The sequence below is a fragment of the Promicromonospora xylanilytica genome (assembly GCF_054782895.1).
The window spans coordinates 1-1,134 of sequence record NZ_BAAGRP010000032.1 but is presented as its reverse complement, the minus strand read 5'-3'; the positions used below and the strand labels follow the sequence as shown (position 1 = coordinate 1,134).

Annotated in this window: 1 protein-coding gene; it reads left to right on the top strand. The window is 61.5% G+C overall.

Annotated features, from left to right (window positions below):
- Positions 1–125 precede the first annotated feature (125 nt).
- Complete coding sequence (locus tag ACYVK7_RS17625) at positions 126–1,019, top strand: hypothetical protein (RefSeq protein WP_460889028.1); 894 nt, start codon at positions 126–128, stop codon at positions 1,017–1,019.
- The last annotated feature ends 115 nt before the right edge of the window (positions 1,020–1,134 follow it).

Below are 1,134 nucleotides of genomic sequence, written 5' to 3'. Positions count from 1 at the left end.
CGCGCCCGACGAGCCCACTACCAACGACGCGAAGGCAGCATCAGCGCAGCCCACAGACCCGATCTACGGCTGTAGTACTAGCCCACATCCTGCTCGACAGCGCCGTCGAGCTGATCATGCACCGCATGGCCCAGGACGAGCTTTACTTTGAGCGCATCGACTTCGCTCGGCTTGAGAGCCTCCGTCGGCTGGAAGCGATGCGCAAGAGCAAAAATCCCCTGCACCGCCGGTTCGCGACGGGCCCGAGCGATCACCAGCTCGGCGCAGAGATCCAGCAACTAGAAGGGGCGGTAACCTCAAAGCAAAGGCGGAAGAGTATTGACCGCAGCTTCGGGGACAAGATCGACTTTCTAGTCGAGAAAGACAAGCTTCCAGAAGACCTCGCACCGGTCCTGAAGAAGTTGCATGACTACCGGAACGAGACCTACCACCGTGACCAGCATCGAGTCGAAGTTATCCGCCCCGCCGTCCTGATCTACTTCGACGCCGCATGCACAGTCCTCGACCACTACGAGCCGCTCGCGATGAGCTACAGCAATCCTTTGGGCCCTGAGCTGGCACGCTTCGAGGATGATCTCCTCGGTCGCCAGAGCCCCTTCGACCTACCCCGACGGGCGGCGAAGCAGCTCAGGAAGGAAGTGGGTCTCGACCTTGCTGCGGTGAGGGCCGCACTGGTCGAACATCTCCTGGAACGCTTGGACGACCTCGAGTCTGGACTCACCTACATCGAGGAGAACATCACAGGCGGGGCGATTCCGGGCGACGGCATTCGGTCCATGCAGATCGAAGACGGGGACATCGAAGCGATCTTTGACTCACAGACGCTCCGGAGTCGGAAGTACCCGCTCACCATGAAGGATGTCGAGTCCTGGATCGAGCGGGCAACGGCGATGCAAAGCATGGACGACAAGCACGCGCTCTTCGCCGAGCTCGCGAGCCTTGAGGACTCTTTCGAGGAACTTGAGCGGAACGTCCGCGAGGCGGTCTGGCAGATCGACGAGGCGGCGAACCTTCGATGAGACGGGCCGCAGCGAATGAGGTCGCACCGACGAGACCCGACTTGGCTCACGTTTTCGGGTACTCGGTGATGGTGGGTCGGTGACCTGGGCGGATGCTCGCTGAAGTGGGCGGTGG